15 protein-coding genes are annotated in these 12,162 nt (G+C 69.3%); 9 read left to right on the forward strand and 6 right to left on the reverse strand.

The features are described from left to right. The coding region (locus Q1K70_RS18750; RefSeq protein ID WP_300163053.1) for an HU family DNA-binding protein at positions 1-138 on the forward strand (138 nt) is incomplete at its 5' end. A gap of 147 nt (positions 139-285) precedes the next feature. On the opposite strand, the gene Q1K70_RS18755 is transcribed toward Q1K70_RS18750, so the two are convergent. From Q1K70_RS18755 to Q1K70_RS18780, 6 genes are all read right to left on the reverse strand, one after another. Then, complete coding sequence (locus tag Q1K70_RS18755; protein WP_300163012.1) at positions 286-1,032, reverse strand: septal ring lytic transglycosylase RlpA family protein; 747 nt, start codon at positions 1,030-1,032, stop codon at positions 286-288. A 56-nt stretch (positions 1,033-1,088) separates the two neighbouring features. Continuing rightward, on the reverse strand, positions 1,089-3,227 hold the full coding sequence (locus Q1K70_RS18760) for an EAL domain-containing protein (protein ID WP_300163015.1): 2,139 nt from the start codon (positions 3,225-3,227) through the stop codon (positions 1,089-1,091). Between the two features lie 200 nt (positions 3,228-3,427). After that, on the reverse strand, positions 3,428-3,694 hold the full coding sequence (locus Q1K70_RS18765) for a hypothetical protein (RefSeq protein WP_300163019.1): 267 nt from the start codon (positions 3,692-3,694) through the stop codon (positions 3,428-3,430). Between the two features lie 83 nt (positions 3,695-3,777). Next, complete coding sequence (locus Q1K70_RS18770) at positions 3,778-4,140, reverse strand: STAS domain-containing protein (protein ID WP_300163022.1); 363 nt, start codon at positions 4,138-4,140, stop codon at positions 3,778-3,780. Between the two features lie 188 nt (positions 4,141-4,328). Beyond that, positions 4,329-4,562: a hypothetical protein gene (locus Q1K70_RS18775; RefSeq protein WP_300163025.1), complete on the reverse strand. Its 234-nt coding sequence runs from the start codon at positions 4,560-4,562 to the stop codon at positions 4,329-4,331. A 139-nt stretch (positions 4,563-4,701) separates the two neighbouring features. Then, positions 4,702-5,364, reverse strand: a complete 663-nt coding sequence (locus tag Q1K70_RS18780; protein WP_300163028.1) for a CBS and ACT domain-containing protein — start codon at positions 5,362-5,364, stop codon at positions 4,702-4,704. Positions 5,365-5,515: 151 nt separating this feature from the next. Here Q1K70_RS18780 and Q1K70_RS18785 point away from each other — a divergent pair, with 151 nt between their 5' ends. From Q1K70_RS18785 to Q1K70_RS18820, 8 genes are all read left to right on the forward strand, one after another. Next, positions 5,516-6,730 carry a zinc-binding dehydrogenase gene (locus tag Q1K70_RS18785; RefSeq protein ID WP_300163031.1) on the forward strand — a complete coding sequence of 405 codons (1,215 nt, stop codon included), beginning with the start codon at positions 5,516-5,518 and terminating at the stop codon, positions 6,728-6,730. 50 nt (positions 6,731-6,780) lie between these two features. After that, on the forward strand, positions 6,781-7,716 hold the full coding sequence (locus Q1K70_RS18790; protein ID WP_300163034.1) for a bile acid:sodium symporter family protein: 936 nt from the start codon (positions 6,781-6,783) through the stop codon (positions 7,714-7,716). 184 nt (positions 7,717-7,900) lie between these two features. Continuing rightward, complete coding sequence (locus Q1K70_RS18795; RefSeq protein WP_300163037.1) at positions 7,901-8,953, forward strand: class I fructose-bisphosphate aldolase; 1,053 nt, start codon at positions 7,901-7,903, stop codon at positions 8,951-8,953. Between the two features lie 134 nt (positions 8,954-9,087). Next, positions 9,088-9,585, forward strand: coding sequence for a Spy/CpxP family protein refolding chaperone (locus Q1K70_RS18800; protein ID WP_300163040.1), 498 nt, complete (start codon positions 9,088-9,090; stop codon positions 9,583-9,585). A 13-nt stretch (positions 9,586-9,598) separates the two neighbouring features. After that, positions 9,599-10,189 carry a sigma-70 family RNA polymerase sigma factor gene (locus tag Q1K70_RS18805; RefSeq protein WP_300163042.1) on the forward strand — a complete coding sequence of 197 codons (591 nt, stop codon included), beginning with the start codon at positions 9,599-9,601 and terminating at the stop codon, positions 10,187-10,189. Positions 10,190-10,199: 10 nt separating this feature from the next. Then, the gene (locus Q1K70_RS18810; protein WP_300163044.1) at positions 10,200-10,508 is read left to right on the forward strand and encodes a hypothetical protein; all 309 of its coding nucleotides are present in this window, start codon (positions 10,200-10,202) and stop codon (positions 10,506-10,508) included. Between the two features lie 4 nt (positions 10,509-10,512). Then, complete coding sequence (locus Q1K70_RS18815; protein WP_300163047.1) at positions 10,513-11,127, forward strand: hypothetical protein; 615 nt, start codon at positions 10,513-10,515, stop codon at positions 11,125-11,127. Between the two features lie 133 nt (positions 11,128-11,260). Then, entirely contained in the window at positions 11,261-11,968 is a 708-nt protein-coding gene (locus Q1K70_RS18820; RefSeq protein ID WP_300163050.1) for a superoxide dismutase, read from the forward strand. Positions 11,969-12,162: the final 194 nt, after the last annotated feature.

Raw genomic sequence — 12,162 nt, forward strand, 5'->3', positions numbered from 1 at the left:
GAGTCCTACGACAAGAAGGCGCGCAAGGGCCGCAACCCCCAGACCAACGAGTCCATCATGCTGCCGCCGCACAAGGTGGTGGTGTTTCGGCTCTCGCGCAAGTTCCGGGCCGAGCTCAATCCCGACGAAGTCCTCTAGGCCGGCCCTGCCCCGCCGAAGGCGGCGCCGCCGAGGAGGCCGCGCCGCTGTCGCGTGCTCGGAATCCGTGAGGCGGATTTCGAGCGCCGGATATCGCGATCCGGAGTTTTTCCTGGCGGCAGCGCGAGTTTTCCAGGCAGCGCCGGGCTACTGGGCCAGGACGAAGGCCCCCTCGAAGACCGTGGACAGGCGCAGCCGCGCCTCCTCGGCGGCGTCGACCGTGGGGAAGGCGCCGGCGTGGACCCGGAAGAACTGGGTCCCGTCGATCTCCTTGTAGTGGATGCGCGAGCCGGCGTAGCCCGCGGCCAGGATCCTGGCGAAGAGCTTCTCCGCGTTCTCGCGCCGGGTGAACGCCCCCACCTGCACGTAAAACGGCCCAGGCAGCTCGCCGCCCGGGGTCGCCCCCGGCACGTCTCCCACCACCTCCACCCGCACCCGGGCCGTGCCCCGGCCGTAGACGGCCAGGGCCTTGGCCCCGGCCAGGGACAGGTCCACGATCCGCCCGGCCACGAAGGGCCCCCGGTCGTTGACCCGAAGGACTTCGGACCGGCCGTTCTCCAGGTTGGTCACCCGCACCATGGTATGCATGGGCAGAAGCTTGTGGGCGCAGGTCAGCTGGTTCTGGTCGTAGATCTCGCCGCAGGAGGTCAGCCGGCCGTGAAAGCCCGGGCCGTACCAGGAGGCCACGCCCTCCTCGCGGTAGCCCTTGGCCGAGCGCAGGGGCACGTAGGTCACGCCCTTGACCGTGTAGGGCCGCAGGGTGGCCGGCTCGCGGCCCGAGGGCCGGGGAACCGGAGCCTTGGCGGCGCAGCCCCAGAGCAGGGCGGCCAGGACGCAGACGGCGAACAGGCGGACGATGCGGGGGACGCGTCCGGAAAAGGCGGGGTACGGCATGCCTTGTGGTAGCCGCTGCGCCCCCGCCGCGCAACCGGCGGCGGGGGCGCAGCGGGTCAGCAGAGGCAGCCCTGGGCTCGGCGGGAGAGGAAGGCCAGCAGCGCGTCCTCGGGCATGGGCCTGGCGTAGTGGAAGCCCTGGCCCATGTCGCAGCTCAGGGAGGCCAGGTCGTCGAGCTGGGGCACGGTCTCGATGCCCTCGGCCACCACGTCGTAGCCCAGGCTGTGGGCCAGGCCGATGACCGAGCGCACGATGGCCCGGTTGCCGTGCTCCTCCATGCCCGACACGAAGGCCCGGTCCACCTTGAGGGTGTCGATGGGAAAGCGCTGGAGGTAGGACAGGGAGGAATAGCCCGTGCCGAAGTCGTCGATGCCGATGCGCGCCCCGAGCTCCCGCAGGCCGCGCAGCTTGAGCATGGCCGATTCCGGGTTTTCCATGAGCACGCTTTCCGTGATCTCGAGCTTGAGGTCTTCCGGGGCCATGCCCTCGGCGCGAAGCGCGGCCACGATCTGCTTGACCAGGTCCGGCTGGCTGAACTGGCGGGCCGACAGGTTCACGGACATGAAAAAGGGCGTTTCGCCGAGCAGGCCCCGCCGCCAGCGGGCCATGGCCCGGCAGGCCTCGGCCAGGACCAGCGCGCCCAGGGGAATGATCAAGCCGCTTTGCTCGGCGGCCGGAATGAACTCGGCCGGGGACGTCAGCGAGCCGTCGGCCCGCCGCCAGCGCACCAGCGCCTCCACCCCGCGCGGGGCCAGGGTGCGCAGGCAGAAGATGGGCTGGTAGTGGAGCACGAACTCGCCCCGGTCGATGGCCAGGCGCAGGTTGGTCTCCATGTCCATGACCCGCTCGGCCCGTTCGCGCATGCTCCACTCGAACACCCGCACCCGGCCGATGCCGGCCGCCCGGGCGCTGCTCATGGCGATGGCCGCGTTTTGCAGCAGCTCCTCGGGCCGGTCGTAGTCGGCCGGGCCCAGCACCACGCCCATGCTGGCCGTGACGTAGCACTGGCGGCCTTCCACGGAAAAAGGCAGGCGCAGCCGCTCGCGGATGGCCTTGACGATGCGCAGGGCGTCGCCCGGCGCGGCGATCTCCTCGAGCAGCACCGCGAATTCGTCGCCGCCCACCCGGGCCACGGTGTCGAGCTGGCGCACCTCGCGGCGCAGCCTGTCGGCCACGCGCCGCAGCAGCTCGTCGCCGGCCAAGTGCCCCAGGCTGTCGTTGATGCGCTTGAAGCGGTCGATGTCCATGAAGAGCAGGGCGTAGACGTAGTTGGAGCGCCGCCTGGCCCGCTCGATGGCCCGGGCGATGCGGTCCAGGCACAGGGCGCGGTTGGGCAGGCCGGTCAGGGCGTCGTGGAAGGTGCGGTAGCGCAGCCGCTCCTCGCCGTGCTTGCGCTCGGTCACGTCCTCCAGGGCCACGGCCACCTGGCCCGGGGCCGGGCTGTAGGCCTGGGCCAGGAAATACATGTTGAGCGGGCCGAGGAAGTTCTCGAAGCGCGTGGAGCGGGCCGTGCGGGCCGTGTCGCACAGCGTCTCCAGCCAGAAGGGCTCGATGTCCGGGAACACCTCGGTCAAAAGCTTGTCCGCCACCTCCTCGTGCGAAAGCCCGGTCATCTTTTCGAAGGCCGGGTTGGCGTCGAGGATCTGGAGGCCGCCGGGGCCGTCCTGGGCGGGGATATGGGAAAGGAGCAGGAAGGCGTTGAGCATGCCGGAGAAAAGCCCCCGGTAGCGCTGTTCGCTCTGGCGCAGCTCCCGTTCGGTGCGGTGCTTGAAAAGGGCCACCTCCATGGCCGTGCGCAGCCAGTCCTCGTCCACGGGTTTGAGCACGTAGCCGTAGGGGGCGGTGCGCTTGGCCCGCTGGAGGGTGACGCGGTCGGTGTGGGAGGTGAGGAAGACGACCGGGACCTCGCACTCCCGCTGGATGACGCAGGCGGCTTCCACGCCGTCCATGTCGCCCTTGAGGAAGATGTCCATGAGCACGAGGTCCGGGCGCAGGCTGTCGCACAGTTCCACGGCCTCGGCCCCGGAGGCCGTGAGCCCGGCCAGGCAGTAGCCCAGCCGTCGCAGGATGGCCTTGAGGTCCAGCGCCACGATGCGCTCGTCCTCGACCACCAGCACCCGGGGGGCGCGTCCGCCCAGGCCGTTGCCCTCGGTCATGAGGCCGTCGCAGGTCGGGTCGAGATTGCGGGCGATCACGGCATCCTCGGGTTGCATAAATGACGAGGAAGCATGTTGACCCTTTTGCATGCAGCTGTAAAGAGTTGCCGGCGTTTTCCGGCCTGTTGTCGTTATTTTTTTCACGAGGGGCCGAAACCCACGGCGAAAGCCGATCCCGAACAAAAAAAAGGCGCGGCCCGCCGGTCGGCGGGCCGCACCCTGGCAAGCCGGACGCGTCCCTAGGCGGGACAGACGCCGCGGCTCAGGCAGTAGTTTTCCAAAAAGCGCCCGATCTGGACGCCGACGGCGGCGCAGGCCCCGACCGCCACGCAGGCGTCGGCGTCGTCCTTGTCCAGGTGCGTGGACAGGCTGCGGTCGTCGTGGCGCATGGTCACGAGCCAGTCGCCGTTTATCGGATCCTCGGCCACGGACAGGTCGATGCCGCGCCGGGAGATCTCGGGGTACAGGGTGTCGATGGAGGCGGCGATCCGCCTGGGATCGGTCATGATGCCCTCCTTTGCTCGGCCCCGCGGTTTTCCGGGGGGCCTGCCTCAAGCATGCGACCGATTCGGGCGGTGTCAAGGCGGGGTCAGGCGTCGCGGGCCAGGAGCAGCTCCTCGGGGTCCATGTCCGTGTGGATGTCGCGCGAAACCTGGAAGAAGCCGTACAGGTCGCGCAGGCGCAGCTCGTCGGCCACGGCCGGCTGGGGATTGGCCAGGATCAGCCGGCGGCCCTTGGTGGCCAGCGCGGTCTGCAGGCGCACCAGCGCGCCCACGCCCGTGCTGTCCACGGCCTGGACGCGGGCCATGTCCAGCACCGTGACCGGGTAGCGGCCGACGTTGGCGGCTTCGAGGACGGCGGTTTCCAGTTCCAGGGCGGCCGCCGCGCCAAGGACGTCCTCGGCGGCGGCCCACAGCACGCCCCGGTGGGTGGTGATGGCGATGCGGCTCATGGTTGGCATGTTCCGTGGTCGTAAAACGGGGCCGGGCGCGGAGGGATGCCCGCGCCCGGAGCCCGTCGGTTTCCCTCCATTACCGAAAAGCCGGCGGCCCAGGCAAGGGGCGGCAAGGCCGCTCGGAGGGAGCGGGGCGCAATCACGGGCTTTTTTTCTTCTCGCCCGGACGCGCTCAGGGGACCGGCCTACTTGTACCAGGACAGCAGGTTGAAGGCCGTATAGCCGTTGTCCGGGTCCTCGGCGTAGCGGCAACCGAGGTTGTTGTCCTCGTCCTTGTGCTGGATGCCGGTCTTCGAATTGCGGTAGAAGACGCATTCGTTGTTGTTGCACACGAGGATTTCCCCCCAGCCCGACTCCGGCGGGCCGATCCAGGACGAGAGTTTCATCCCGCAATGCGGGCAGCAGTGTTCTTCGAGCATGTGGCGAGTCTCCTTGGCTGCGGACGCCCGGTCGCGGCCGGGGTCCTGGCAAGACATGTAGGCACGATCGGGGAGGCGTCAACGGGCGGGGCCGGACGTCCCGCGCCGCCCGTGCGGGCGGCGCGGGGGGAGGGAAGGTCTAGAAATTGTCCTTGGCCCAGTAGAGCAGATGGTGGTTGGCCGAAAGCCGGTCGATGAGCTCCCGGGCCTCGTCGTCGCCCAGGGGATGGACGCGGATGTAGACCGTGCGGCGGTCGGGGCTGGCCTCGTCGTAGGAGGTCAGGATGCTGATGATGCGCACGTCGTGGGTCTTGAGGTCGTCGAGCACGGTCTTGAGGCTGCCCGAGACGTTGGGCAGGTCCAGGGCGAACTGGATGCCGCCGCTGAGCACACCCGTGATGCTCACCAGCACCTTGAAGATGTCGCTGTCGGTGATGACGCCGACCACTTTTCCCTCGGCGTCCACCACGGGCAGCCCGCCCACGTTGTGGCGCAAAAGCAGCACCGCCGCCTTTTCCACCGTGTCCTCGGGCGTCACCGTGACCACGCTTTTGGTCATGATGTCCCCGACCTTGATTTCCGAGAGCAGGTAGTACAGCTCGTGCATGTCCAGCGTGGTGGCCTTGGACGGAGAGGCCTCCTTGATGTCGCGGTCGGACACGATGCCGGCGATGCGGCCGTCGTCGTCCACCACGGGCAGCCGGTGGTAGCCGTTCTCCTTCATGAGCTTGGCCGCCTTCATGATGGAGGTGGCCGGCTTGGCAGTGACCGGGGATTTGCTCATCCAGTCCTTGATCAGCATGTGCGTCTCCTTGACGGTCTCTTGAGGATGGCCCGCTTGTGGTATAAGGCCCAGACGTCGCGCGGCGGACTTCGCCGGATACGGTCGGTCCTGTATACCAGATTCGGCCGTCATTTCAAGCCATTCGACCGCAGTTCGCCAAGGAGCGCCCATGAAGGCCCTCGTCTACCGCAAAAGCGTCCCGCGCTACCTCGCCTGCGCCCTGGCCGCCCGGTTGGCCCCGCGCCGGTTCTTCCCCGATTTGGCCCCCCTTGGCCTGGAGGAGGTGCCCTTCGACCCGCCCCGGGGCTGGCTGCCCCTGACGCCGCTTCTGTGCGGCATCTGCGGCTCGGACCTGGGGCTTTTGCGCGGCGCGGAATCGCCCCTGCTCGAACCCTACGCCAGCCTGCCCTTCGTCCTCGGCCACGAGACGGTGGCGGTCCTGGACGCGGACGCCCCGGGCCTCGGGCTCGCCGCCGGAGCCCGGGTGGTGGTGGAGCCGGGGCTGCCCTGCGCGGTCCGGGGCCTGCCGCCTTGCCGGCCCTGCCGGGAAGGGCGGTACAACCGTTGCGAGCGCTTCCTGGACGGCGCGCTGCCGCCGGGCTCGTTTCTCGGCTTCACCAGCCGGGCCGGCGGGGCCATGGCCGAGCGCACGGCCGCCCATCCCTCGCGCATCTTGCCGGTGCCGGCGGGGCTCGCCGACGAGGAGGCCGTCCTGGCCGACTCCCTGGCCTCGGCGCTCCAGCCCGTGCTCGAGCATTTTCCCGGTCGTGACGCCCTGGTCCTGGTCACGGGCGCGGGCATCCTCGGCCAGCACGTGGTGCGTAGCCTGCGGGCTCTGGGGAGCCCGGCCCGCATCCTGGTCGCCGCCCGGCACAAGGGCCAGGCCGATCTGGCCCGGGCCGGCGGGGCCGACGCCATCGTCGCCGCCCGAAGCCGCCGCGAGCTGGCCGAGGCCCTTGGCGCGCGCTACGTGCCGACGACCCTTGGCGGCGGCAACATCGAGGGCGGCGCGGACGTGGTCTTCGACTGCGTGGGTTCCTCGCGCACCTTCGAGGACGGCCTGCTGTCCCTGGCCGCCGGCGGGAAATACGTCATGGTCGGAGCCGGGGCCAGGCTCAAGAACGTCGACGTCTCGAGCCTGTGGTTCCGCGAGCTGACCATCGCCGGCTCCTCAGGCTGCGCCATGGCCCCGGACCCGGGACATCCCGGGACCATGGTGCGCACCTACGCCCTGGCCCTGGAGCTGCTCGCCTCGGGCCGCTACCCCGCCGAGGGTCTGCTCACCCATCTCTTCCCGCTGGAGAAATGGCCCGAGGCCTTTGCCTGCGCCTTTGACAAGCGGGCCACGGGCAGCGTCAAGGTGGCCTTCGACCTGCGCGCGTAATCGCCCGGCCGCCGCCTTGACCCTGGGCGGCGGCGGCGTTACCTGCGGCCATGTTCGTACGCGTCGCCCTGGCCCTGGAGAGAAGCTACCTGGCCCTGGTGGCCGGGTGCTGCGGTCTGGCCCTGGCCTGGCCCGGGCTTTTCACCTGGATCGCGCCCTGGATCGCCCCGGCCCTGGGCGTGATCATGTTCGGCATGGGCCTTTCGCTCACCTTCGCCGACTTCTCCGCCCTGGCCCCCAAGTGGCGGCTGGTGGCCGCGGGAACGCTGCTCCAGTTCACGGTCATGCCCGGCCTGGCCTTCGTCCTCTCCCGGACCCTGGCCCTGCCCCCCGAGGCGGCGCTCGGCGTGATCCTGGTCGGGGCCTGTCCCGGCGGCACGGCCTCCAACGTCATCACCTACCTGGCCGGCGGCAACCTAGCCCTGTCCGTCACCCTGACCCTGACCACCACCATCGCCGCGCCCGTGCTCACCCCGGCCCTGACCGCCCTGCTCGGCGGCTCCATCGTGCATGTGGACGGCTTGGCCATGATCGGCTCGGTCTTCTGGATCGTGGTCTTTCCGGTGGTGGACGGGCTGATCCTGCGCCGCCTGCTGCGCCGCCGGCTGGAGCCGGTGCTCGCGGTCTTCCCGGCCGTGTCCATGCTGGTCATCGCCCTGGTCATCGCCTGCGTGGTGGGGCTCAACCGCGACACCGTGCTGGCCTTTCCGGGACTCGTCATCGCGGCCGTGGTCCTGCACAACCTGGGCGGCTTCGCCCTGGGCTATCTGGGAGCGAGCCTTTTTTCCGCCGACCGGGCCGATCGCGTGGCCATCGCCGTGGAGGTGGGCATGCAGAATTCCGGCCTGGCCGTGGCCCTGGCCAAGCTCCATTTCACCCCGGCCGCCGCCTTGCCCGGGGCGCTGTTCAGTCTCGTCCAGAACCTGACCGGCGTGCTCTGGGCCCGCTTCCTCGCCCGCCGGCGCGCCCGGCAGGGGAGCTCCTGAAACATGGCGCCACGGACTCCGGGGACGCGCCGCCTTGCCGCAAACGTGTCCGCTTCGTCGTCCGTCCGACGCCCTTTCTTCGGCCGCCTGCGGCAGGCTGCCCGGACCGGCGGATTTCGGTTGTCGCCGGAAGCGCTTTGGCGCTATCCTCATCCTACTGTCGCAGCCAAAGGAGGCCGCCATCATGATCGATAAGATTACCGAGCAGCTCGGCGACGAAGCCGAATCCCTGCTGTCCCACGTGTGCCGGACCATCCCCAAGGAAATGCTGCATCTGCCCGGTCCGGACTACATCGACGACATCTTCGTCCAGACCGACCGCCCCGCCCCCGTGGTGCGGGCCCTGGCCACCATGCTCGGCCACGGCCGCCTGGGCGGCACGGGCTTCATGTCCATCCTGCCCGTGGACCAGGGCATCGAGCATTCGGCCGCGGCCTCGTTCGCGCCCAACCCGGTCTACTTCGATCCGGAAAACATCGTGAAGCTGGCCGTCGAGGCCGGCTGCAACGCCGTGTGCTCGACCCTTGGCGTGCTCGGTTCCGTGGCTCGCAAATACGCCCACAAGATCCCGTTCATGCTCAAGATCAACCACAACGAGCTGCTCTCCCTGCCGGCCATCCACGACGAGACGCTGTTCGCCTCGGTGGAGCAGGCCTTCGACATGGGCGCGGTGGCCGTGGGCGCGACCGTCTATTTCGGCTCCCCGGAATGTCGCCGCCAGATCCAGGAGGTCTCCGAGGCCTTCGCCCGGGCCCACGAGCTCGGCATGGCCTGCGTGCTTTGGGCCTACCTGCGAAACCCGGCCTACGTGAAGGGCGGCGTGGACTACCACACGTCCGCCGACCTCACCGGCCAGGCCAACCATCTGGCCGCCACCATCGGGGCCGACGTGGTCAAGCAGAAACAGGCGACGAACAACGGCGGCTACACGGCCATCGGCTTCGGCAAGACCGACAAGCGCGTCTACAGCGAGCTGACCACCGACCACCCCATCGACCTCACCCGCTACCAGGTGGCCAACTGCTACATGGGCCGCATCGGGCTCATCAATTCCGGAGGCGCGTCCGGCGCTGCGGACTTCGCCGAGGCGGTCAAGACGGCCGTGGTCAACAAGCGCGCCGGCGGCATGGGCCTCATCTCCGGACGCAAGGCCTTCCAGCGTCCCATGGCCGAGGGCGTCAAGCTCTTAAACGCCATCCAGGACGTCTACCTGTGCAAGGACGTGACCGTGGCCTAGACGGCCCGCCGCATTTTCGGGGCGGGCCGGCCCGCCCGCCCCGTTGTGCGATTGTAACCCTCCGGCCCGCCACGGCGACCAAACGCGCACAACGGACGGCGCAGGCCGTCCAACCCCTGCGGGAGGTCGTTTCCATGAAGAAATTGTGCTACGGCTTGCTCACCCTGGCCATCCTGGTCGGCTCCGCCTATGCGGTGGCCGCCGGGCCCGGCCCCGGCGGCCCCGGCGGGCCGGGACCGGAAGGGTTGCTCAACAGGCTGCTCTCGCTCAAACTGAGCGAGGCGCAAAAGCACGACGTGGCCGTGGTCCTCAAGGAGAACCGGTCGGCCTTCGAGGTCGCCGGCAAGGCCATGTTCGAGGCTTTCGGGGCCATGCACGAGGTGATGCGGGCCGAGCCCGGCAACGAGGAAAAGGTGCGCCAGGCCAGCCGCAGGATCGGCGTCGCCGGCGAGGAGTTGGCCGTGCTGCGGGGCAAGGTCGAAGCCAAGGTGCTGGCCGTGCTCACCCCCGAGCAGCGCAAGCAGTGGGCAGAGGACGACGTGCCGCCTCCGCCGAAGAACAAGGAGCGATTCCATGCCGGCGGCGAGCTGGTCAATGAGTGGGTCGACGCTCACGCCGGCTCGGGCAAGTAATCGCCGGAGCGTTATGGCCGAAACGTTGGTGGACATGGAGGACGCCCGGGTCCTTATGGAAATCCGGGCGGGCGACGTGGACGCCTACGCCAGGCTCATGACGAAGTACCAGGGGCGCGTGGCTGGGATCGTTTCCGGCCACGCGCCCCGGGAACGGGTGGCGGAACTGACCCACGAGGTGTTCGTGCGGGCCTTCCGGTCCCTGTCCGGTTACCGGGGGGACAGCCCCTTCGGACACTGGCTGGCCAAGGTGGCGGTTCGGGCCTGCCACGACTTCTGGCGGGCCGAGTACCGCCGGCGGGAGCGGCCGGAAAGCGAATTGTCCGAGGAATGCAGGGCCTTCGCCGCCGAGGCGGCGGCCCTGGAAACGAGCGAGGCGGCCGAAGTGACGGCGTCGCGGCGGGAGGCCAGGGAACTGCTGGCCTGGGCCATGGACAGGCTCTCGCCCACGGACCGCATGGTGGTCACGCTCACGCACCTCGAGGAGAGGCCCGTGGCCGAGGCGGCGGAAATGCTCGGCATAAGCGTCCCCAACGTCAAGGTCAGGGCGTTTCGCGCCCGCAAAAAGCTGCGTGAACTGCTCGGGGGCGTCATTGGCGCGTAAGGAGGACTCCATGGACGGAAACGAATCGCGACGCATGGATCGCCTGGAGGCCGTGCTGCGCGCGGCCCACGCCCGGCGCGAGGCCCCGCCGGTCGATCCCGCCATGGCCGACTCGGTGCTGGCGGCCATCAAGGCCGCGCCGGTCGAAGAGGAGGCCGCTTCGGGCGTGCTGTGGCGCATGGCCGCCGGCGCCGGCTTCGTGGCCGCCGCCACGGTGCTTTTGGCCATGTTCTTCGGCACGGGACTCGAGGAGGAGATCGGCCGGATGCTTTTCTACGATCCCAACGGCCAGGTCCTGGTCTCCATGCTGGGCGTGTAGGGCCATGGGAAACACGGCGACCAAGGTCCTGGCGGGACTGTTGCTTTTCGCCTCGGGCGCGGTGACGGGATTTTTCGGCTCCCGCTTCCTGAACGAGCGGAGCAGGTTCGATCTGCTGCGCGGCGATCCCAGGCATTTTTCGGAAATGGTCGTGCGCCGCATGAGCGAGGACCTGGACCTGAGCCCGGAACAGCAGGAGAAGCTGCGGCCCATCGTGCTCAACACCGGCGACGTCCTGGCCAAGATCCGGCGCGAGCAGGAGCCCAAGGTCCGCGAAGCCATCGAAAAGAGCACGGAAGAGACCAAAGCCATCCTGACACCGGAGCAGCTCGAGAAATTCACGGCCCTCATGGACCGCCTGGAAAAACGGCGCAAGGCCATGGAACGCTTCGGTCCGCCTCCGCCGGGCATGGGGCCGCCCCCGGGCGGACCGGGCATGGACGGTTTTCCGCCGCCGGGCTTCCCGGGCGGCCCGCCGCCCCACGGCCCGGGCATGGGGCCGCCGCCGGACTGGGATTTCCCGCCGCCGCCCGGACATCGCCCGGGCGGGCCGCGACCCGAGGCTGCGCCCGCGTCGCCGACCCCGCCGGCCCCGACGGAAAAACCCGACGCCAAATAGCCTTTCCCGATTCCCCTCGGCCGCATTCTCTGGCAATACTGACGACAATACCGGCAGGCCGCTCCCGTCGCGGGGCGGCCCGCCCAACCCAAGGGCACGCGCCTCGTACCGGGCCGTGCCGAGGAGGAGCGTCATGCCACAATCGCGCGCCACGTCTTTTTCCCGCCGCGAGGTCCTCAGACTGTCCGCCGTCGCCGGGCTCATGGTCATGGCCGGCGGGCTCGTCCACCCCGACGACGCCTTTGCCGAAGCATTCACGGCCCCGCCCCTGCCCTATGCCGAAAACGCCCTGGAACCGGTGATCTCGGCCCGCACCGTGAGCTTCCACTACGGCAAGCACACCCTGACCTACTTCGCCAACGCCAACAAACTCGTGGCCGAAAGCCCCCTGGCCGGTAAATCCCTGGAAGAAGTCTTCCTGGCCGCCGGCAAGGACCCCAAAATGGTGGGCATCTTCAACAACGCCGCCCAGGCTTGGAACCACGTGTTCTACTGGAACGGACTCAATCCCAAGGGCGGCGCGCCCTCGGGCAAGCTGGCCAAGGCCATCGACGCCTCCTTCGGCGGCCTGGACGGCTGCAAGAAGGCCCTGACCGAGGCCGCCGTCGGCGTGTTTGGCAGTGGCTGGGCCTGGCTCGTGGCCGACCCCGACGGCAAGCTCAAGGTCGTCAAGACCGGCAACGCCGGCAACCCGCTCCAGGACGGCCTCAAGCCCCTGTGGGTCATCGACGTCTGGGAACATGCCTACTACCTGGACTACCAGAACCGGCGGCCCGACTACGTGGCCGGCGTGCTGGACAAGCTCGTCAACTGGGACTTCGCGGCCAAGAATTTAGGGTAGGATAGGAAGAGAATGTAGGAGGGAGGAGGCAGGAGAGGAAGATGCCTCCGGCGGCCGGGGGGGATGATCCCCCCCGGTCCCCCCCGATGGGGATGGGGAGGCGGAAGATGGGTAAGCGGGTGGAAGCGTGGTCGTGGGCGGGGGTGCGTCGGCGAGGCCGGAATCGGTCCGGCGATGCCGTCGCTTCGCTCCAG

Source organism: Solidesulfovibrio sp. (assembly GCF_029978005.1).
Lineage (GTDB): Bacteria > Desulfobacterota > Desulfovibrionia > Desulfovibrionales > Desulfovibrionaceae > Solidesulfovibrio.

Coding starts and splice junctions, on each gene's coding strand:
- Q1K70_RS18815 (WP_300163047.1), top strand. CDS start 10,513: ATGGGAAACACGGCGACCAAGGTCCTGGCGGGACTGTTGCTTTTCGCC.
- Q1K70_RS18800 (WP_300163040.1), top strand. CDS start 9,088: ATGAAGAAATTGTGCTACGGCTTGCTCACCCTGGCCATCCTGGTCGGC.
- Q1K70_RS18790 (WP_300163034.1), top strand. CDS start 6,781: ATGTTCGTACGCGTCGCCCTGGCCCTGGAGAGAAGCTACCTGGCCCTG.
- Q1K70_RS18780 (WP_300163028.1), bottom strand. CDS start 5,364: ATGCTGATCAAGGACTGGATGAGCAAATCCCCGGTCACTGCCAAGCCG.
- Q1K70_RS18785 (WP_300163031.1), top strand. CDS start 5,516: ATGAAGGCCCTCGTCTACCGCAAAAGCGTCCCGCGCTACCTCGCCTGC.
- Q1K70_RS18795 (WP_300163037.1), top strand. CDS start 7,901: ATGATCGATAAGATTACCGAGCAGCTCGGCGACGAAGCCGAATCCCTG.
- Q1K70_RS18765 (WP_300163019.1), bottom strand. CDS start 3,694: ATGACCGATCCCAGGCGGATCGCCGCCTCCATCGACACCCTGTACCCC.
- Q1K70_RS18755 (WP_300163012.1), bottom strand. CDS start 1,032: ATGCCGTACCCCGCCTTTTCCGGACGCGTCCCCCGCATCGTCCGCCTG.
- Q1K70_RS18770 (WP_300163022.1), bottom strand. CDS start 4,140: ATGAGCCGCATCGCCATCACCACCCACCGGGGCGTGCTGTGGGCCGCC.
- Q1K70_RS18775 (WP_300163025.1), bottom strand. CDS start 4,562: ATGCTCGAAGAACACTGCTGCCCGCATTGCGGGATGAAACTCTCGTCC.
- Q1K70_RS18810 (WP_300163044.1), top strand. CDS start 10,200: ATGGACGGAAACGAATCGCGACGCATGGATCGCCTGGAGGCCGTGCTG.
- Q1K70_RS18805 (WP_300163042.1), top strand. CDS start 9,599: ATGGCCGAAACGTTGGTGGACATGGAGGACGCCCGGGTCCTTATGGAA.
- Q1K70_RS18820 (WP_300163050.1), top strand. CDS start 11,261: ATGCCACAATCGCGCGCCACGTCTTTTTCCCGCCGCGAGGTCCTCAGA.